General features: G+C 58.8%; 13 protein-coding genes. 3 read left to right on the forward strand and 10 right to left on the reverse strand.

The window, feature by feature from the left end; all coding sequences use genetic code 11:
- Positions 1-181 precede the first annotated feature (181 nt).
- Positions 182-700, forward strand: coding sequence for a hypothetical protein (locus PG888_RS09145; RefSeq protein ID WP_270693282.1), 519 nt, complete (start codon positions 182-184; stop codon positions 698-700).
- A gap of 592 nt (positions 701-1,292) precedes the next feature.
- Here PG888_RS09145 and PG888_RS09150 read toward each other — a convergent pair.
- The 10 genes from PG888_RS09150 to PG888_RS09195 all read right to left on the reverse strand — a co-directional run bounded on the left by PG888_RS09150 (position 1,293) and on the right by PG888_RS09195 (position 11,007).
- A complete protein-coding gene (locus PG888_RS09150) occupies positions 1,293-2,090 on the reverse strand; it encodes a CPBP family intramembrane glutamic endopeptidase (RefSeq protein WP_270693283.1) in 798 nt (265 codons plus the stop codon).
- Positions 2,091-2,421: 331 nt separating this feature from the next.
- Complete coding sequence (locus PG888_RS09155; RefSeq protein WP_270693284.1) at positions 2,422-3,918, reverse strand: peptide MFS transporter; 1,497 nt, start codon at positions 3,916-3,918, stop codon at positions 2,422-2,424.
- Between the two features lie 545 nt (positions 3,919-4,463).
- Positions 4,464-5,369 (reverse strand): cold adaptation protein AtcC, encoded by a 906-nt coding sequence (gene atcC / locus PG888_RS09160; RefSeq protein WP_270693285.1) that lies wholly within the window; start codon positions 5,367-5,369, stop codon positions 4,464-4,466.
- Between the two features lie 11 nt (positions 5,370-5,380).
- Positions 5,381-6,145 carry a cold adaptation protein AtcB gene (atcB, locus tag PG888_RS09165; protein ID WP_058052352.1) on the reverse strand — a complete coding sequence of 255 codons (765 nt, stop codon included), beginning with the start codon at positions 6,143-6,145 and terminating at the stop codon, positions 5,381-5,383.
- Positions 6,146-6,157: 12 nt separating this feature from the next.
- Positions 6,158-6,688, reverse strand: coding sequence for a cold adaptation protein AtcA (atcA, locus tag PG888_RS09170; RefSeq protein ID WP_042061898.1), 531 nt, complete (start codon positions 6,686-6,688; stop codon positions 6,158-6,160).
- A gap of 26 nt (positions 6,689-6,714) precedes the next feature.
- On the reverse strand, positions 6,715-6,999 hold the full coding sequence (gene atcJ / locus PG888_RS09175) for a cold adaptation protein ActJcold adaptation protein ActJ (RefSeq protein WP_033135738.1): 285 nt from the start codon (positions 6,997-6,999) through the stop codon (positions 6,715-6,717).
- A gap of 277 nt (positions 7,000-7,276) precedes the next feature.
- On the reverse strand, positions 7,277-7,795 hold the full coding sequence (locus tag PG888_RS09180; RefSeq protein WP_270693286.1) for a protein disulfide oxidoreductase: 519 nt from the start codon (positions 7,793-7,795) through the stop codon (positions 7,277-7,279).
- Between the two features lie 3 nt (positions 7,796-7,798).
- Complete coding sequence (locus PG888_RS09185) at positions 7,799-8,542, reverse strand: DsbA family protein (protein WP_270693287.1); 744 nt, start codon at positions 8,540-8,542, stop codon at positions 7,799-7,801.
- Complete coding sequence (locus tag PG888_RS09190; protein ID WP_270693288.1) at positions 8,539-10,581, reverse strand: protein-disulfide reductase DsbD family protein; 2,043 nt, start codon at positions 10,579-10,581, stop codon at positions 8,539-8,541. The genes PG888_RS09185 and PG888_RS09190 overlap by 4 nt, the downstream gene beginning before the upstream one ends.
- Before the next feature lie 48 nt (positions 10,582-10,629).
- Positions 10,630-11,007, reverse strand: a complete 378-nt coding sequence (locus PG888_RS09195; RefSeq protein ID WP_270693289.1) for a hypothetical protein — start codon at positions 11,005-11,007, stop codon at positions 10,630-10,632.
- Between the two features lie 176 nt (positions 11,008-11,183).
- Between PG888_RS09195 and PG888_RS09200 the strand changes: the two genes are divergently transcribed.
- Both PG888_RS09200 and pspA read left to right on the forward strand, forming a co-directional pair.
- On the forward strand, positions 11,184-11,912 hold the full coding sequence (locus PG888_RS09200) for a 1-acylglycerol-3-phosphate O-acyltransferase (RefSeq protein WP_270693290.1): 729 nt from the start codon (positions 11,184-11,186) through the stop codon (positions 11,910-11,912).
- A gap of 210 nt (positions 11,913-12,122) precedes the next feature.
- Entirely contained in the window at positions 12,123-12,785 is a 663-nt protein-coding gene (gene pspA / locus PG888_RS09205) for a phage shock protein PspA (RefSeq protein ID WP_270693291.1), read from the forward strand.
- Position 12,786: the final 1 nt, after the last annotated feature.

Below are 12,786 nucleotides of genomic sequence, written 5' to 3' on the forward strand. Positions count from 1 at the left end.
GAGGTACTGGGTTGCATTGATAATAGTCATGGCTTCGGGCGTGTCGGTTTTTTTTTGCGATTAAATCAGATCACAAAAGAAGCCTTTTTTCTATCTATTTCAATTGGTTGTAGCTAAAGATCCTGTACATGATCCCCGGATAGGGTGGGCTAGGGCAACGTCTGTTGCAGGGCCTGAAGTCGTGGCAGAGCTATCTCGGTTGTCGAAAGAAAATTCTGACTTGAGGGAGCAGCTTCGCTTGCTTGACTCAAATAAAGAAACAAAACAGCAAGAGGAGTTTGTAAAGTTAAAGGATATGATGTCCAGTGTTGAAATGAAGATGCCGCTCAGGTTAAAGGGGGATGCTGACTGGAACATATCAGCAGACACAACATTATACAAAATATATTCAATTCTGGCTTCTGAAATAACAATAGAGATTTCAGTTGAACGAGCAGCAACTTATGTTGGTCGTATGTCTAACCCAGATAAAACTAAAGAGTTAAGTGATGTGGCGCCATATCCATTGAACAGGATGCGAGATTGCTTTTTGTCACTTTCAGCTTTAGAACTAGTTGAACCTAGTAAGAAAAAACATCCCGTCTCTGATGTTAATGAGTATTGGTCTCTTAGTTGTCATGGCCTTGCTTTTTTGAAATTCATGAAGTTGAATGCCCTTAAAGATATGGCTAATAAAAAAACGAAAGGGCCGGATGTTTAAGTAAGCATATGTTCGTAAGAACCGGTAGCTGCGATTGTGCGGGCAATCCATCTACTATCTGTATGCTGCGCGAATCAACCCTAATCGCCCTTGCTTGTGCAACGCTCTGTTGTTGGTCGATGGCTTCTGTTGTGATGGTTCATCCCTAGGGCCGTAGGTTTGATTAGCGCAGCGTAATCAGACGATCGCGAAAACAGGTTGCCGTAATTCTGCTGGTGCTTCAGCCGATCTCTTCTCTATGTTCATAGCCACCGAGATTGCGGTGCGGACGATTACGCTTCGCTAATCGACCCTACTTGCCTCTGTTTTATTTGACGCTCTGCTGCTTGTCGATGGCTTGCTCCCCCTTATCCCCGATCCTTCTCCCCTTGTTTATGGCAAAGAGTGGGAGAAGGGAGCCCAGATCGCAGCAATTTTGGAATAGCGTGACAGCTATGGCTAAAGGTTGGCAGGCACTTGTCCCCTCTCCCTTTGGGAGAGGGTTAGGGTGAGGGGAGGTAACACCGGGGTGCAATGAACAAGGCAAATGGCACCGCGATTAAACCCGCGAGGTTTACCGGTGCAATGCGCTTCGCTTATTGCACCCTACGTCCTACCCGGCGGCGTGAGCGCCCAGAAATGCCGCCATGATGGTAAACAGCAGCCAGTCATTGATAATGTGCGCGCCGGTCGATACCCAAATATTTTTGGTAATGATGTAGCCACTGAGCAGCACAATGCGGGCCGTTCCGATAACCAGAAAACATTGCACGAAATTCCACTCATAAGTGGGCAGATGCAACGCACCGAAGATAAGCGCAGTACAGAGCCAGGCGGTGATAATGGCACGCTTGCGCGTCATGGCGAGTTTTTGGTGACAAAACCAGAGCACAGCCAGAAACGGCAATATGGAAACCACCTCCTCACCGAAGAGTTGCGGGGCTGTTTTTAAATAAAAGAGGATGAGTGCCGTATCGGATGCCCCTGCCAGCAGGGCGTTGGCCGGGTTTGCATTCATCTTGAAAACAAGCTGTAGCAACAATGCAACGGTAAAGGAGACCAGAATATTGGCGCCAGCAATGGCCACCATCAACAGAACATCCCGCCATGTCGGCGTGCGAAACAGTGCTCGCCACCCTTTACCCACCATGATGGCAAGCATGGCCAGCGGAATAAGCGGAAACAGAATGGCGGGAACAAAGCCGCCCATGGTGGTTTTAAAAAATGCGACAGGCAGCGTCAGCATCGAGAAACCCAGCGCCGCACCCAGCAGGAGCACTACCCAGTGGCGGGCAGATAATGCATGGGGCCCCTCGCGATAAAAGGGGAAGTCTCCGGCATTTTTGCGCTCGAAACCATAGCAATTCTTGTCATTCAATACCGGCATGGCGGCAGATTGATCTTCACTCATGGCGTCTCTCGATATGTATTCGGGTGTGGTGCAGACAATCGTACACCAAGGGAGCACCCCGCGAGGTTGCCGCTGCAATGGGCTGCGCAGATTACCCCTATGCCTTGATGTGCTGGATTGTTTCATTGGCGCAACAGCTAAAAATGGATTGGTTTCTTTGGTGCAAAAATCATCACAGGCGCCACTCTGCCAGCCTGAAAAAAGCTATCCATCCCGCCAAAAGAGAGGGCCCCGACATCTATGATGGCGGGACCCTTTGCATTAGCAGTAGCGTTGCTGATTCAACCGTTCGCGCTGGTAGGGGCCAGTGAAATGGCTGGCCCGCACCCGATCAGACGGGAATGGCAGCTCCTGCCGGTGGCGGGGTGATCTTCGAGGCGATCAGCTGGCGCAGGCGGGGCACCAGCAGCAACAACACCACGCCGCCCGCCAGCGAGCCCCAGCCCAGCATATTGAATACCGAGCTGTAACCCGGGTTAGTGGCGAGCGGGGTGCTGCCGATATTTTGCGGCATGGCGCCGGAGACATAGCCCGCCAGCACCGAGGCGACGCCAGTCACCATCATCCAGCAGCCCATCATCAAACCTTGCAGGTTGGCGGGGGCCAGCTTGCCAATCATGGCGTAGCCGATAGGGGAGATCAGCAGCTCGCCCAGACTCTGCAGCACATAGCTGATGGCGATCCACTTGAAGGCGACCAGCCCGTCGGCCCCCGCCAGATGGATGCCGATCGGCAGTACCAGCATCCCCAATCCCATGCAGAACAGCGAGGCGGCAAACTGGGAGGGGATATCGATATTCCAGCCCTGCTCGCGCAGCCGTTTGAACAGCAGCGCCATCAGCGGGCCGCCGATGACGATGACGAGGGTGTTGATGTTCTGGATCCACTGGGGAGCGACCCGCAGCCCGAACACGTTGAGGTTGATGTTGTGCTCGGAGAAGAGCATCAGCCCCATGGGCGCCAGCTGGTAGAGCGACCAGAAGATCAGGGAGCCAAGGGCGAGGATCAGGTAGGCCACCATGCGGCTGCGCTCGGCGGCGTCCGGGTGGCGGGCGGTCATCACGCAGAGCAGCACCAGCACCACTGCCCCCAGCATCAGCACGAAGCTGCCGCTAAAGCTGGCGTGGGTCAGCAGCAGACGCAGGGCGGGCACCAGCAGCGCCAGAATGGCGAGGCCGCCGAGCATCCGCAGGTAGAAGCCGCGCCCCTTGATATGACGCAGCGGGGTGTTGATATCCGCCAGAATCGGCCAGAAGAACAGGGTGGCGATGATGGCCAGCACGTTGCCGAGGGTGGCGAACAGGAACAGGGTGCGGTAATCCTCGGTGAGCTGGAAGTAGCCCGCCACCGAGAAGCCCATAAAGAAGCCCAGATTCATCCCGGCGTAGTTCCACAAGAAGGCGCTCTCGCGGCGGTGATCGTCCGGGGCGAAGCGCTGGGTCAGCATCATGTTGAGGCAGGTGACGTTGAGACCGCTGCCGGTGAGGAACATGGCGAGCCCCCAGTAGAGGCCGGTGATGCCCATCTCGGCGATGAGGTAGCAGCCGATCACCTGCAACACCATCCCCATCACGAACAGGTTGCGGTTACTGAGGTAACGCCCGCCGAGGTAGCCGCCAAACAGGTGCAGGCCGTAGTTGAAGGCCCCGAAGATCCCCATCATGGCGTTGGCCTGGGATTCGCTAAAGCCGAGCCGCTTGGTGGCGTAGAGCACCAAAGTGGAGTAGAGCACGGCAAAACCCAGGGTGGCGAAGGTCTGAATAAAGAACAGGGCGCCTGAGCCGGGTGGGACGGCGGCGTGATGAGGGTGTGGTGTCGAAGCGCTCACGGTCTGTCTCCTGTGAGAAGAGAAAATCACAACTCATCCTGAGAGCGTACCGGTCTGCTGCCGGCTAGCCTTTGGCGCTTCCATGCTGGTTTCAAGGCTGGTCTGTCATTTAGCGACCTGCCCGATCAAATTGCCAGACCTTAAATTTAATCCGGCGCGATTAATTGCTTTTTATTGATCTATTCCGCCTTTTTATGCGGGCGAGACCGTGATTTTAGCTCGATTTACCATGCGATTGCGGTACGTTTGATGTGATCTTGTCGGTCTTTTTATGCCAATTTCTGCGGTGTGGTGCGATCTCCATCCCGTTTATTACCCCATCACGTCACGACAACCCGGCTGTTGCGTCGCATATCATTTATTCATCTGCAAGCGTTGAGTGAATAAATATCGGGGGGAAAGGGGCGGCCCGAGGTGGTTGGCGTGTGTTCCCTCTCTGCTGGGGAGAGGGTCAGGGTGAGGGGAGGTGCTTGTCGCCTGATATAACAACGCCCGGCGGGCCGGGCGTTGTGGTGCGACAGGTTGAAGGGGCGACGAAAGCGGCCCTAGAAGTCGTGGTAGAGCGGCCAGCCGAGCAGCGGGTGCTTGAGACCGGCGCGCATCTCGAAGTTGTCGAGCTTCTCCGGCGAGGCGTTCTCTTTTTGCAGCAGCTGGTACTGGCGCACAAAGCCCAGCGTGTGCAGCAGGTTGGGGACAAACCCCTTGCTGAGATCCTGACGCAGACCGGCGATCAGTTCGCCCGGCAGCTCTGCCAGCAGCAGCTCCAGCTGGGCGGCCAGATAGTCGGTGTCGTACCACGCCTCGTTGAGCTCAATCTCCCGCGCCAGTTTGCGCTTGAGATCCTGCTTCACCTTGAGTTTGGCGGCGCCGCTGCCATTGCCGCAGAGAATGCGGTAGAGCAGCGCTTCGGCCAGCTTGTCTTCCATGGTCGGGTGGTCGTTTTCGCAGGCGAAGCAGTGCTGATCCAGCAGGGTCATCAGGCGGGCCTTGTTATGCTCGGCCAGCGCTTTTTCGTACTCCTGCCACCCTTGCCACTCTTCCACGTCCGGCGGGCTGGAGATCTTGTCCAGCAGGCGGGCGTCCACATCCCCAAAGAGGTTGTTGCCGCCGGGCTGCTTGCTGCTGACGGAGATCAGCATCGACCACCCTTTCTGGAACGGCTTGATGGGCCCTTCCGGCGCTTGCAGCAGTGCGAGCGCTTTAGTGGTGTCGCGCTGGGAGAGCTCCTGCAGGCCGAGGCTCACCACGCCGATCACGTCGTGGGCGGCCTGCTCCAGCAGGTGCATCTTGTACTTGTTGTAGTACTTGTCGGCGAACTTCAGGCTCATCAGCACCGCCTTGCCCTTGATGGCGGCGAGCTGCTGCTGACTCAAGAGTTCGTTTTCGCGGCCAAAGCGCAGCACCTGAGTGAGAAAGGGGCCTTGATTGACGTCGCGTATCACTAGTTGCATTGCGGGGTTCCTCAATCCAGAAAGCTGAACATGTCGTCGACTTCGGCGTACTCGTCCTCGACCTTGTTCTTCTCTTTGGCCTGCATCACCAGCTCGCTGGCGAACTTGTTGATGATCCCTTCCCAGCTGGAGTGCTCGTTGCGCAGCAACGCCTTGATGGATTTCTCCACTTCGGGGGTCAGCTCGCGGATCAGCATCAACAGGCTGCGCGGGTCATCCAGCGCGTAGTCGTGGGCATCTTCGCTCTGCTGGCGGTTGCTGTAGGAGAGCGCCTCTTCCAGATCTTCCTCTTCGGCGTGCAGGGGGTCGTGGAAGCCTTCTTCATCCTCGTAGCGGTCGCCACGGTAGAACTCGATAAAGGGGATGGCGAGGTAGAAGAGACCGGCCGGATCATCGGCGACGCACTCGAGGATCTCCCGCTGCTTCGTTTCGCTATCCTGGGTGCGGATCAGGTAGTTGAGGAAGTCGAAGGTGTGCTGTTGCAGCTCTTCGGCGTTGTTTTTGATCGCCTCTTCCCAATAGAGCGGCTGCTGGCAGACGATGTCGCGGATCCGCTCCGGGGTCATCAGCTCCGCGATGATGGAGGGGAAGGACATGTCATGCTGGCCGTTGATCTGGGTCAGGGTGACGATATCGATCTGTTCAATGACTTCGCCCAGCTGCTCATCGGACATGGTCTTGGCGATCAGCTCGAACTTTTCGCTGGCCTGCTTCGGCTCGATAACGGCCAGCTCTTTGATCTCGATGGCGGTAATTTCTATCAGACTGTTGTTCATGCGTTGCCCCAATTAGAAACGTACTTCGTCGTACATATCCTGATCGCCGTCGTCGTCACCATCACCGTTGTAGTCGGCGTCGGCATCTTCCCCGTCTTCATCTTCGTCGTCACGCAGTTCATAGTCGTCATCGGCACGGCGGCCACCGCGCGGCAGCGGGTTGTCGAGCTGGAACAGCACGGCGCAGGCTTCGATCAGCTGATCTTCGCTCTGGGCCCGTACCGCCTTGACCAGCGGCAGGTCGGCATTGTTGAACGCCACCGACACCTTGAATTCATCCCATGAGGGTTGTACGCCGCCGGTGAGCCATTTGTTCCACTCGGGCTTGGTTTTGGCCGGGAACTGCACCCGGCCATAGAGGGCCAGCGGCAGGTATTCGGGCATAAACTCCAGCATGCTCATATCGGCCAGCAGCAGGGTCTTCATCTGGCCGGTGAACTGTTCCAGCGCCTTGGGGTCATCCTGATCCCGGTAGGATTCGATGTTCTCGCTCGCGTCACTTATCAGCGCTTTGATACGCGCCTGATCCCATTTTTTTTGCATAGTGGCTCTTCTTTCCTGCGTTGGCATCAGGGGTAGAACTGATCCCACATCTCCTGCATGGCAGCAGCGGGATCGGTCACGATAACGTTGTTGAAATCCTTGATAAAGGCGGCGCGCTGTTTCGGGTCGGACAGCACTTCATAGGCCTGCTTTACCTGGTGCAGCTTGATGGCTGCCAGCTCTCGCTCTTCTTCGCTCGCCCCTAACAGCTTATCGGGGTGGTACTGGTTCGACAGCCGGCGATAGGCTTTTTTGATGTCGTTTTCGTTGGCGTTGGACTTGACGCCCAGCACCCGAAAGTAGTTGTTCATGGCAGATCCTGCATCACTGGCATCATCGGATTCATACTGCGGGTGCCTGATGGTGGGGATTGGCAAACCAGGCACGGCAAAAACCCGTCATTTTAACGGAAACGGCCCCCCAAAGCGATGAATTGGGCGACGAATTAAGGGGCGGGATGAAGAGGTGTCAGTTGAGCGTCTATTGTTGCCAGTCGGTCTGGCCAGTGCAAGGGCCGCGTACGGGAAGGCGATGAAAAAATGGCCATCCGGTAGGGATGGCCATGTTGAAAGCAACTATGTTGCGTGGCTAGAGTGACGCCCACCAGAGCCGCAGCTGCAAGCCCAACTTCGAGCTCCAGCCGGTGGTGCTGCTCACCAGCTTGCCATCCTTGATGACGAGGACGGTCGGGGTGACGCCCACCTGCCACTTGGCGGCCAGATCGCCCGACTCGTCGTTGTGGGTCGGAAAGGTGAGTCCCTTCTTGCCCATCCCCTTGCCTAACTGCTCCGAATTGCCGGAGCGCAGTGCCACCGTCAGCACGTTTTCACCCTCTTGCCAGAGCTGTTGCACGGTCGGGGTAGTGAAACGGCAGACGCCGCACCAGCTGGCCCAGTAGTAGACCAGCAGCGGCTTGCCCTGACTTAAGGTAGCGAGATCCGTGCTGATGCCATCCTGCAGGGTGACGGGGGCGCTCATCGCCCCTTCAGGCAGGGTCGGGCTGCGCCACAGATCCAGCAGGGTCGAGATAACCAGCGCCATCAGCAGCAGCCAGAGTGCCTCCTTGCCCCAGCGTCGCCAGCGGGATTGAGGATTGATTGTTGTCATCCCTTACCCCAGCTTGGCCAGTTCGGCCTGCACCAGTTGCTCCAGCTCCTCGTAGGGGATGGCGCCCGGCACCAGCTGGTTGCCAATCAGGGTCGCCGGTGTGCCCTGTACCCCGAGAATGGTGCCGATGCGCAGGCTATTGCGCAGCTCCTCGGTCGCCTTGCCCTCCGGTTTGAGCGCCACATTGCCGGTGGCCGCCAGCGTCTTGTTGATGTCTGCCTCGGTCAGCATCCCCTGCTTGCTCATCAGCTTGTCGTGCAGGGTGAGGAAGCGGGCGGGATCCTGCTGCCACAGGGTCAGACTGTACTGGGCCGCCTTGGCGGAGGTCTGCCCCTTGAACGGCAGCAGCTTGATTACCAGCCCCAGATCATCCGGATAGGCCTTGAGCAGTTTGGTCAGTTGGGGATCGAACTGCTTGCAGTAGGGGCAGTTGTAGTCGGTGAACAGCACCAGGGTCAGCTTGGGATTCTTGGCGCCGAGGCGCGGGCTGGTGGCGCTGTTGAACAGCACATCCTTGTTGCCCTTGATGAAGTTGCCAAGCTGCGCCTGCTGGGCGGCCGCGTTCTGCTTCTCCCAGGATTCGGCCGCCTCGTCGAGGATCTTGGGGTTGGCGATCAGGGTCTCGCGGATCAGCTCCTTGATGCGCGCCTCCTGCTCCGGGGTGAAGGGGGCGGCGTGCAGAGCCGGAGCCAGCAGCGTGGCACAGAGAGAGGCCAGCAGGGGCAGGGCGCTCAGGGTTGATTTCATTTGGTGTCTCCTTGAGAAGTGGCAATGCCTGCTTGCGCCAGGGTGGCAAGCAGGGTCGGGCGGTCCAGCAGGGGCGAGAGGATCTCGCCACCCTGCAGGTCGGGCCCGTAGATCTGGTTGAAGGGAATGGCCACGCTACCGCGTTGGCGCAAGAAGTCGGCGATGCTGGCAGAGGGGCGGCTCCAGTCCCCGCGCAGGGCCACCACATCGGGGGCGCTCAGGGCGTTTTGTACGTCATCTCGCAGCAGTACGTTGAATTTGTTGGCTTTACAGGTAATGCACCAGTCGGCGGTGACATCGACAAAGACCCGCTTGTTCTGGGCCAGCGCATCCTGGATGGCTTGCTCCGTGAGCGGCTGCCAGTTGACGGTATCTCGCTGGGGCTTTCCTTCCATCGTAAAGGCGCCGCCCAGCAGCAGGGTCCCGCCCAGCAAGCAGCCCAGCGCCAACCCCAGGGTCACGCCCCGAATGCCATGGCGCCACACGACGGCCAGCAGCAGGGCGGCCAGCATCAGCGCCATCAGGATCAGCATCCAGAATTGGCCGACATGGTTGCCGAGCAGGCTGAGCAGCCAGAGGCTGGATCCCAGCATCATCAGGCCGAGCAGCATGCGCAGTCGCCCCATCCAGCGGCCCGGCTTCGGCAGCCAGAGCGCAAGACGGGGGAAGGCGGCGATCAGCAGCCAGGGCAGGCTCATGCCGAGGCCAAGCGCGGTGAAGATAAGCCACAGCTGACCGAGTGGCGCCGCCAGTGCAAAGGCGACCGCGGTGCCAAGGAAGGGGGCCGAGCAGGGGGTCGCCAGCAGGGTGGCGAAGCTCCCCTGCAGGAAGTGGCCGCCGAGGCCGTTGCCACCGCTGGTGGCGAGGCGGGTGCTGAGATGGCTGGGCAGCCGGATCTCGAACAGCCCCAGCAGGTTGGCGCAGAACAGCGCCGTCACCACCACCATAAAGCCGATAAACCAGATGCTCTGGAACTGGATGCCCCAACCGACGGCGCCTTGCGTGGCGCGCAGCAGGCTGCTCATGGCTGCCAGCATCCAGAAGGAGGCGATGATCCCGGCACTGGCCGCCAGAAATTGCAGGCGAACCGGACGGCGCTCACGGGTTTCCAGCTGCAACACCGATCCCAACTTCAGTGCCAGCACCGGCAGCACGCAGGGCATCAGATTGAGGATCAGGCCACCCAACAGGGCGGCGCCCAGCAGCCAGAGCAGCGAGTGGCCCTGACTCGGCAGGGTCAGCGGGTCACCTATCTCGAGTTCGCTCTGCCAAGCCTGTTCACCGTTGGCCAGGACCAAGCCGAGTGGCTGGTTACGGATGTCGGGCGCATCGCCCTGCCAGCCATCGCTGACCGGAATGCGGGCGATCAGGGTGTTGTCTTGCACCTCCAGCTCGGGTTTGCCAAATTCGGCGCCCTCCAGCCGCTGGAGGAAAATCTGCGGATCCTGCCAGCCCTGCGGGTTGTCGGCAGTCAGCTGCAGCTGGTTTTGCTGATAACCCGCTTTGAGGATGACGGTCTCCGGCATGGCTTGTGGCAGCTTGCTCATCGCCTGGGCGTAGGCAAAGTCGAACCCTTCCGGCGCAGTGCCATCCAGCGCCAGGGTGAAGGGGTAGTCAGTCAGGATGCAGACATTGCTACAGGTTGAAAGGCGCAGGGTGCCCGTCAGCGCCTCGCGGCGGCTGTGGGCAAGCGTGATGGGGAGGCTGACGGCCTTCTGATAGCCCTGGGTCGAGATGCCGCTGACCTCAAACCGCTCCGGTACGGGCCAATGCCACTGCTGCGCCGCTTGAGGGTCATCCCAGAATATTTCAGGGGCAATGCCGCCTTCCCCCGGGTTCTGCCAATAGGTTTTCCAGCCGGATTCGAGCGCCAGGCTGAGCAGCACGCGCGTTTGGGCGGGATCACGGGCGTCGGCTTGCAGCCGCACTTTTGCGTGATCGTTCCGGGGACTGGCAAGCCAGCCGGTGTCGCTGGCCAATCCCATGGATTGCCACAGCAGACCGCCCATCAACAGGGCCGTCTTGATGATGTTTGACATTTTTCTGTCTCTTGAAAATGGAAGTTAGGGGGGTAAACCGCGGCTAACTCATTCTCGCCAGACACAGAGAGTAAGATGCAGTCGCCGTTCAGGCGGAGATATGTTCCGAGGTGGGGGCAACGCGGGTGAGCGGCGCGACAGCGGCGCCAGCAGGGCCATCACGAAGGCGATGGCAAAGAAGATCTGTTCAACGCAGAGCAGGGTAGCGGCGCTCAGCCACTTGCCATTGAGCTGGCAACTGGTGGGCTGCGGGCTGGCCGGTTTGGCATCCTCTTGATCCGTCGCGGCGCTCGGCACAGGCAGTGCCTGACAGCTGAGGGCCTGATCGAGTTGGGCTAGCCGGGCCAGCGGCTGGGCCGCACAGTTGAGCACCAGAATGCAGACCAGCAGCAGGAGTCTTGTCGCCACGCGTTGTCGCAAAATCATGCTCGCCCTACCCTGTTGAATGGTGCATATCCTATCGATCATTAATGACAGGAGCAAGTCAGCGGGATTCGATAAGACCATATGCGCGATGCGGGGTGGTCAGTTCTGTCTGGCGAACGCTTGTTCGCTAAAAGGGGGATCAGTATACTGCGCCGAGTTAAAACTCGAGGTGTTCGATGCTCAAAATTGCCCGTGTGCTGCTGCTTGGTCTGCTGCTCATTTTCTGGTTCCTGTTCGGCCTGCTGCTCTGTCTGGTTCGTCCGCGTCATCCCAACAACGTCTACGTCTTCGCCCGCATGTATCACGCGGTCTGCCCGTTGATCGGGCTGCGAGTCAAGGTGACGGTGGCCGAGGAGGTCAAATCGGTCGGCCCGGCGGTCTACGTCTGCAACCACCAGAGCAACTTCGACATCTTCACCGTGACCGGTGCGGTGCAGCCTGGTGTGGTGGCGGTAGGCAAGAAGAGCCTGCTCTGGCTGCCCCTGTTCGGCCTTATCTTCTGGCTCTCCGGCAACGTGCTGATCGACCGCTCCAACCGCTCCCGTGCCATCGGCACCATCGGTCAGGTAGTGGATCGCATCAAGAATCGCGGCACCTCCATCTGGATGTTCCCGGAAGGGACCCGCTCCAAGGGTCGCGGTCTGCTGCCGTTCAAGGCGGGCGCTTTCCACACTGCGGTGCAGGCGGAAGTGCCGGTGGTGCCCATCGTCTGCTCCAGCTACTTCGGTCAGATCGACCTCAATCGCTGGGACAACGGCGAAGTGCTGGTGGAGGTGATGGCGCCGGTCTGTAGCAAGGAGCACGGTGCCAGCGGCATTCGCGATCTCTCCGACACCTGCCGTGCCCGGATGGAGGCCAAGCTGGCCGAACTGGACAGCAAGCTGGGCCACAGCCACGCCGCTTGATGGATAGCGCAGCTGAATCGACAAGGGAGCCACCGGCTCCCTTTTTTGTTGGTGAAAATCACCACTTGGTTGGCTATTTTCACCAACAAACCCTTCTTGAATTTCCTCAATAAATCCCCATCTATATGTAAAACAACAATAATTTTTCTTGGCACGGCTCTTGTAATGTAATGGGAAGAGATAGCCATCCCATCAACAAGGAGCCAGACCATGAGCGTATTCAGCCGCCTGACCGACGTGATTAATGCCAACCTGCACAGCCTGCTCGACAAGAGTGAAGAGCCGGAAAAGATGCTGCGCCTGATGATCGAAGAGATGGAGCAGGTGCAGGTCGAGATGCGTACCCAGGCCGCTCGGGTGATTGCCGAACAGAAACAGCTGGAACGTCACCAGCAGGCGTTGCAGGCGCAGATCCTGGAGTGGTCGGCCAAGGCCGAACTCGCCATCCAGAAAGGGCGTGAGGATCTGGCCCGTGCCGCCCTCACCGAGAAGCTGGCGGAGGCCAAGAAATGTGAACAGCTGGAGCAGGACAAGGCCCGGGTGGCCGAGGTGCTGGCCCAGCTCACCGCCGACAGCGAGCGACTGGCGGCCAAGCTGACCGAGGCGCGCGAGAAGCAGAAACTGCTGACCCTGCGCGAGCAGACGGCCCACAGCCGCATTCGTGCCCGTGCTCAGGTAGGCAACCAGCGCATGCACGAGTTGATGGCCCGTTTTGACGGTTTTCAGGGCCGGGTCGATCAGCTGGAAGCCCAGCTGGAGGCGGCCACTCTGGGGCAGAATCCCTCGCTGGAGGCCCAGTTCCGCGAGCTGGAGCTCAATGACGAGATCGAGCGCGAGCTGGCTCGCCTCAAAGGCCAGAAGGCGGAGGTGTAAT

The organism is Aeromonas sp. QDB23 (assembly GCF_027707745.1).
Classification (GTDB): Bacteria; Pseudomonadota; Gammaproteobacteria; order Enterobacterales; family Aeromonadaceae; genus Aeromonas; species Aeromonas allosaccharophila.

Coding starts and splice junctions, on each gene's coding strand:
- PG888_RS09150 (WP_270693283.1), bottom strand. CDS start 2,090: ATGAGTGAAGATCAATCTGCCGCCATGCCGGTATTGAATGACAAGAAT.
- atcC (WP_270693285.1), bottom strand. CDS start 5,369: ATGCAACTAGTGATACGCGACGTCAATCAAGGCCCCTTTCTCACTCAG.
- atcB (WP_058052352.1), bottom strand. CDS start 6,145: ATGAACAACAGTCTGATAGAAATTACCGCCATCGAGATCAAAGAGCTG.
- atcA (WP_042061898.1), bottom strand. CDS start 6,688: ATGCAAAAAAAATGGGATCAGGCGCGTATCAAAGCGCTGATAAGTGAC.
- atcJ (WP_033135738.1), bottom strand. CDS start 6,999: ATGAACAACTACTTTCGGGTGCTGGGCGTCAAGTCCAACGCCAACGAA.
- PG888_RS09180 (WP_270693286.1), bottom strand. CDS start 7,795: ATGACAACAATCAATCCTCAATCCCGCTGGCGACGCTGGGGCAAGGAG.
- PG888_RS09185 (WP_270693287.1), bottom strand. CDS start 8,542: ATGAAATCAACCCTGAGCGCCCTGCCCCTGCTGGCCTCTCTCTGTGCC.
- PG888_RS09190 (WP_270693288.1), bottom strand. CDS start 10,581: ATGTCAAACATCATCAAGACGGCCCTGTTGATGGGCGGTCTGCTGTGG.
- PG888_RS09195 (WP_270693289.1), bottom strand. CDS start 11,007: ATGATTTTGCGACAACGCGTGGCGACAAGACTCCTGCTGCTGGTCTGC.
- PG888_RS09200 (WP_270693290.1), top strand. CDS start 11,184: ATGCTCAAAATTGCCCGTGTGCTGCTGCTTGGTCTGCTGCTCATTTTC.
- pspA (WP_270693291.1), top strand. CDS start 12,123: ATGAGCGTATTCAGCCGCCTGACCGACGTGATTAATGCCAACCTGCAC.